Genomic DNA, 6000 nt, shown 5'->3' on the forward strand with positions numbered 1-6000 from the left:
TATACTGACCTCCAGAATATCCTTTCTCAAATAACGACTAATTTCTAATCCACCCCAGCCATTCGATGCCCTATGTAATCAAAAATCCGACCCATCAGCTTTTTAATTGGATTTAAGGATACATCGTAATAATAATCCGATTCAAACCAGCCATTTGTGCTATAGTACCGATAGTCATAATACTCATCGTTCAGCATTTCTTTCATGCTTGTTCTTGACATTCTAAACATCATCAGCCTGAATAAAGATGGGGCTGGAGCAGTTTGACGCATCAGCACCCGGTTAAACCTTACAGCGGCCTTTTTTATTTCGAGTGAGTTCTTTTTCTGTACATCTTTTGTGACCGGCTCCAGAGTCTTTAATACACAGCCTTTTGCAGTACTATATCCCAAATTCTCTCCCATATTTCCGAGGTACTTTATAATAGAGTTTCCCCCGTAAATTCCCTGAGTAACAATCGACGTAAATGCTTTCCCAAAAAAACAAGGCCGATGCAGGAAGAAAGCTGTCCGGTCCAATAGATTCTTCATGGATGCCGAAACATGAAAGGCATAATTGGGGGAAGCAAATATTACCCCGTCAGAATGGATCATCTTATCAATCAGCAGATCCCGGTCGTCGTGTATGGGGCAGAATTTTTTCCCTTTATTGAAACACAGCTTGCAGCCCCTGCAAAACTCAATTCGATAATCCTTTAAAAAAACATATTCAAATTCAATCTCCGTATGCGATTTCAAATTTCTCTCAAATTCACGGACTGCTTCGTAAGTAGCCTTTTTCTGGGCACTTCCTATAAATGCGGTAACCTTTTTCATATGGGGCCTTTCCGAAATTTACAAAATGTGAATGAAATTTTTATTATTCATTCACATTCTAGCATTTTCACTCCCGTTCGTCAAGTTTGATTTCTCGCATTTCAGTGCGTAACTCTGACTGTTATGGTTATTTCAGCACAATGATTCATAACACCATTTCGCAATTTCCGCGATCAAATCCAGCGGAAGCTGCCTGTCATAAGGCATCCTCCATGAAATACGCTCCTCGGCATCCGGCAATGCAGTTCGGAGCGTATCCCGAACCTGATGCAAAAGCGGCTGAACCTCCTTCGCCTGAGCTTCAATATAGGCGCCAATTGTATCTGGCGTCTCAATGCAAAAATGATTTTGATCCTGATTTTTAAATTCCCGTCCACATTTTGGGCATTGCCACATATTCCATTCACCTTGTCCTTTCCCGGATTACCTGACTCTTATCCTTCCATACCAAGAATTACTATACCAATAGCTGCTATGGCAATGACAAGATACTGTTTCCATGACAGCTTTTCCTTCAATATAATTCTTGCCCAGACAAGGGAAAAAATGCAGTAAGACGAAATTAATGGAGCAGCAACAATAGCATTATCCCCTAATGCGTAAATATAAGCGAATTGTCCTGCAGTTTCAAACACACCTGCCAGTACCTTTGGTTTTTCTGCGGACAGTCTGATTTTCTGTTTTTTTACAATTACAACATAGATAAAAGCAAAAACCGCCATCAGCAAAAATGTAAATTCGTATGCAATGTTGGCTGATTCCTCTCCAATATACCGGTCAAGAACCAATGCATCTGCAAAAGTACCAAGTCCGTCAATGATACAATAAAAAATCGGAAAGAAAATCGCGATAAAGCTGTGGGTATATTTCCTGTCCGGAACTATGCCGGACTGTATACGTTCTGCATCCTCCTGTCTCTTTTCGAAAACAGAAAGAAGGAAAATACCGATACATACCAGTCCCACTGCAAAAAACTGTAACCCGCTCATTGTCTCCTTCAGAATAAAGAAACACAAAAGCGCGGCAACTGCACCTGATGAATTACAGATGGGGGTGGAAATGGAAAGAACCACATACCGCAGACCGGCATAACCAAGTATCATTGCTAAAATATATAGAAATGATACCGGCAGATATGTAAGGATGTCCGAAAGCTGAAACTCAGCTCCACTGCAAAGTTCAATCACTGCGTGAATTCCCATGACAGTACCTACTGCCATGACCATTTTCCAATGGCTGTATTTATCATCTGGCTTTGAACCTATCTTGGAAAAAAGGTCAGAACCACTCCAAAATAAGATTGCTGTCAGCGAAAGTATAAACCACATCGTATTTCTCCTGTCTTTAGCATTACTAATTTCCGCCTGACTATTGTATAAATTTTATGCATTTCAATTATACAAATAAATAGCTTGTCATGGATAAGGAACCCAGCATGCAGCTATTGTTATATACCGTTATTTTATCCTCTTCATCGGCTGCTCCAAGTATATATAAGATGGGGTTAAAATGGTCGGGCGCAGGAACTGCTGATTTTGCTGCTTCTCCCTGACTCATATAGTGAATAACATTCTCATAATTTCTATTTTCAATATTCTCTTTTATAAAATCATCAAACTGATATGCCCAGTCAAACCCCTCGTCTTCCATCCCCCAGTCAACCATTCTTAAGTTGTGGACAATATTTCCGGTACCAAATAAAAGAACGCCTTGATTCCTTAAAGATTTCAACTCCCTGCCTATCTGATAATGAACCTGCGGCGGCGCAAAAGCATCGATACTGATCTGAAAAACAGGGATATTCCGTTCCGGATACATATGAGTCAGAACAGACCATGTGCCGTGGTCAATCCCCCAGGTATTATCATATACACCCGGTCTGCTGATTAAATCTTTCACATTGCCTGCAAGTCTGGGATTGCCAGGGACATTATATGAAATCTTATATAATTCTTCGGGAAAACCGTACATATCATAAACTGTATTTGGATTTTCCTCATTCATGATCCTTGTGCCTTCCGTATACCAATGAGCCGAGATTGAAACGATTGATTCAGGTCTGGGGATTTCCTTCGCCATTTCCCTCCAGCCCCTGGTATAGCGGTTGTCTTCTATTGCGTTCATTGGTGAACCATGACCTGCAAATATCATGGGCATTTTAGACATATCGTTAACTCCTTTCTAATATATTAGAATTTTCCATATTCTGCTTTTTGTTTAAATATATCCACTCCTTTTCAGATAGTCAAGCGATTTTTCCTTCGTTCCTTTCAATCCCTGCTGCACCGGCGGGCTTTAGCAATTATCAAAAATCACCCTATGCTTTGTCTTTCTTCAAAAACACAGGGTGATTATTTCAACTTATATTTTTTATTTTAGATTGACTGTGCAATTTCATATGCATCCCAAATTGCTCCCATCAGATTAGATACCTTTGAGGCATCACCAATTAAATGTACATCTGCACCACAATCTTTTATTGCCTGATATAAAGATTTATCACTGACGTATCCAATACTTGTGATAATTGTGTCGGCTTCCAGTTCGACAATGCAGCCGTTTTCCTCAAACTGAACACCTTTCGATGTGATTGCGGTAACTTTTGCATTGGTATGAATACCTATGTTATGAGCTGATACAAGATTTTGAAGCATCGTTTTATTAGCAGCATTTAAGCCCTGTACAGTTAAAATTTCAGGTAGCATCTCCAGTATTTCAACCTGTTTTCCTTTATCTTTTGTCAGACTATAGCCAATTTCAACGCCAGTAAGTCCTCCACCTATAACCACCACTTTATCACCAATGGGTTTTGTCTCCAATAAAGCTTCCACTGCGGTGATAACTTTTTCTGAATTTGCTCCTTCTACATTAAGATTTCTTGCAGCAGAACCGGTTGCTGCAAAAATGAAATCCGGTTTAGAAGCTTGAATCGTGTTTTCATCCACTTCTGTGTTCATATGAACAGTTACACCAGTATCTTTCAGCTGTTTCACATACCATTGTATTAACTTTTTATCCTCTTCTTTAAAACTCATAGAAGAAGCAGGAATGAAAACACCGCCAAGACTATTTGTGCGTTCATATAAATCCACGTTATGCCCTCTCAGTGCGCTGATTCTCGCAGCTTCCATACCGCTGATACCGCCGCCAATGACCATGATATTCTTTTTCACATCAGCAGGTTTTATTTCACATTTTCTTTCCTGCCCAACCTGGGGATTAATTGCACATGACGTATTTTTACCAGAGAAAAATCTCTCCAGACAGCCCGCATGACATCCTATACAGGGTCTTATATCATCATAATGCCGGGTTTTTACTTTATTTGCCCATTCCGGGTCAGCAAGAAGTGCCCGCCCAACTGAAATAGCATCAATACTTCCACTGGCAACCGCTTCCGCTGATATTTCAGGATCATCCATTTTACCTGCACATATTACAGGAATATTAACAAATTTCTTTATATACTGAGCATCTGCCAGGTTACAGGCTTTTGGCATATATACCGGAGGATGTGCAAAATACCAGGATTCATATGTTCCATTGTCTGAATCTAAAGCATCATAGCCAGCATCCTGAAGAATTTTCGCTATTTTAGCACTCTCTTCCAAATCACGGCCAAATTCCTCAAAGTCCTCCCCGGGAAGGGCACCTTTATCAAGGCCAAATCCTTTCATATAGCTTTTAACACTGTATCTTATTAAAACCGGGAAATCTTTTCCGCATTTATCCTTTATAGCCTGTACTGTTTCTGTAGCATATCGAAGCCTGTTCTCTAAGCTTCCGCCATATTGGTCTGTACGACGATTGGTACATTCCATAGAAAACTGATCCATTAAGTACCCTTCATGAAGCGCATGAACTTCCACACCGTCAAAGCCTGCCTGTTTTGCAACATAAGCACCATCGGCATAAGATTGTATAAGAAATTGAACTTCCTCTGTTGTTAACGCACGATGCATAACTTCCGGATGCCAAACATTGGGATTTTCTGAGGAGGAAATAGGATCATTATCCATAAAAAAACCATCTTTACGATTTCTGCCGGCACCGTTTGCTATTTGAAGTACAATTTTAGCACCATACTTATGTACTTCATCGGTAAGCTTTTTGTTGGATTCTATATAAGAATCACCAGCTGTTGCTAATGTAGCACGCATTGCATCCAGCTTGTTCTGGCATGCGATACCCGTTGTTACAATCAGCCCGACTCCCCCTTTTGCTCGTGCAACGTATAAATCAATGGCATCCTGATTAAAACTTCCGTCCGGATTTTTTGAATGTAACCCCATGGGAGCCATTGCTATTCTGTTTTTCACTTCCATAGTGCCTATTTTCATAGGCTGGAATAATGCATTAATGTCACCTTTCATAAAAAACACCTCTCTCTTATAAGTAATAATTGTTTTGTTACCGTGGTATACCTCCATTGTATACCGCAGTATACTTTGTGTCAATATTTTGACAAAGATAATTTTATTTATTTTTAAAAGTATGATATAATGCTTTGCGTAAGGAATAGATTGCTGCAATGGCTTATATATACCGGAGGGATAAATTTGATAGAAAATATAAAACATACAATTTTAGTTAATGCTATTAATCTTTTCATGAATAATGGATTTGATAACGTGACTATCAATGAAATTTGTGAAGCCTGCAATATTACGAAGAGAACATTTTATTATCATTATCATTCAAAGAATACTCTGCTTTTAGATTACTTCTCTTTAGTCGATGAGAATATAGAAACTTCACTAAAGGATATGGATCAAGAAACAACATGGCTTGAAAAATGTTGGAAAGTCAAAGAAATTTTTGTAAAAGGTATTGCAAATTTGAATACCGATATACTAAAAAATTTGATTAAAATTGATATGGAACAGCAAAATGAAATGTTCAGCTTTCAGTTAAATAATTTTGATCCTAATTTGACCAGATTGCGCCAGATGGTTATCGAATATACACATAAGGCACAGGAAGCAGGGGAGATTGACACCAATGCTTCAGCTGAAGAATTATCTTATTGTTTTGCTTCTGCATTCTTAGGTCTTGCTGTAAACTGGAGTTCAACAGGAGGACAATATGACCTGGTAGAAGCGGCAAAAAAATACTTTTATCAAATATATAAATAATTTACAAATCTTAAATCAGGGTACGGATAATGGTAGAAAAAAACAGTAAT

General features: G+C 38.9%; 6 protein-coding genes. 1 reads left to right on the forward strand and 5 read right to left on the reverse strand.

Going from position 1 to position 6000, the window contains the following annotated elements; all coding sequences use genetic code 11:
* Positions 1-44: 44 nt before the first annotated feature.
* From DS742_RS01735 to DS742_RS01755, 5 genes are all read right to left on the reverse strand, one after another.
* Positions 45-815, reverse strand: coding sequence for a flavodoxin family protein (locus DS742_RS01735; RefSeq protein WP_117415319.1), 771 nt, complete (start codon positions 813-815; stop codon positions 45-47).
* A gap of 132 nt (positions 816-947) precedes the next feature.
* The gene (locus tag DS742_RS01740) at positions 948-1211 is read right to left on the reverse strand and encodes a hypothetical protein (protein WP_117415320.1); all 264 of its coding nucleotides are present in this window, start codon (positions 1209-1211) and stop codon (positions 948-950) included.
* 38 nt (positions 1212-1249) lie between these two features.
* On the reverse strand, positions 1250-2143 hold the full coding sequence (locus DS742_RS01745) for an EamA family transporter (protein ID WP_117415321.1): 894 nt from the start codon (positions 2141-2143) through the stop codon (positions 1250-1252).
* 67 nt (positions 2144-2210) lie between these two features.
* A complete protein-coding gene (gene ygiD / locus DS742_RS01750; protein WP_117415322.1) occupies positions 2211-2981 on the reverse strand; it encodes a 4,5-DOPA-extradiol-dioxygenase in 771 nt (256 codons plus the stop codon).
* A 209-nt stretch (positions 2982-3190) separates the two neighbouring features.
* On the reverse strand, positions 3191-5188 hold the full coding sequence (locus DS742_RS01755; RefSeq protein WP_117415323.1) for an oxidoreductase: 1998 nt from the start codon (positions 5186-5188) through the stop codon (positions 3191-3193).
* A 186-nt stretch (positions 5189-5374) separates the two neighbouring features.
* Between DS742_RS01755 and DS742_RS01760 the strand changes: the two genes are divergently transcribed.
* On the forward strand, positions 5375-5950 hold the full coding sequence (locus DS742_RS01760) for a TetR/AcrR family transcriptional regulator (protein WP_170313333.1): 576 nt from the start codon (positions 5375-5377) through the stop codon (positions 5948-5950).
* The last annotated feature ends 50 nt before the right edge of the window (positions 5951-6000 follow it).

The organism is Lacrimispora amygdalina (assembly GCF_003432035.1).
GTDB classification, from domain to species: domain Bacteria; phylum Bacillota; class Clostridia; order Lachnospirales; family Lachnospiraceae; genus Lacrimispora; species Lacrimispora amygdalina.

Excerpts from the sequence above, each read along its gene's own strand:
- DS742_RS01745 (WP_117415321.1), bottom strand. The coding sequence starts at position 2,143 with ATGTGGTTTATACTTTCGCTGACAGCAATCTTATTTTGGAGTGGTTCT.
- DS742_RS01740 (WP_117415320.1), bottom strand. The coding sequence starts at position 1,211 with ATGTGGCAATGCCCAAAATGTGGACGGGAATTTAAAAATCAGGATCAA.
- DS742_RS01735 (WP_117415319.1), bottom strand. The coding sequence starts at position 815 with ATGAAAAAGGTTACCGCATTTATAGGAAGTGCCCAGAAAAAGGCTACT.
- DS742_RS01755 (WP_117415323.1), bottom strand. The coding sequence starts at position 5,188 with ATGAAAGGTGACATTAATGCATTATTCCAGCCTATGAAAATAGGCACT.
- ygiD (WP_117415322.1), bottom strand. The coding sequence starts at position 2,981 with ATGTCTAAAATGCCCATGATATTTGCAGGTCATGGTTCACCAATGAAC.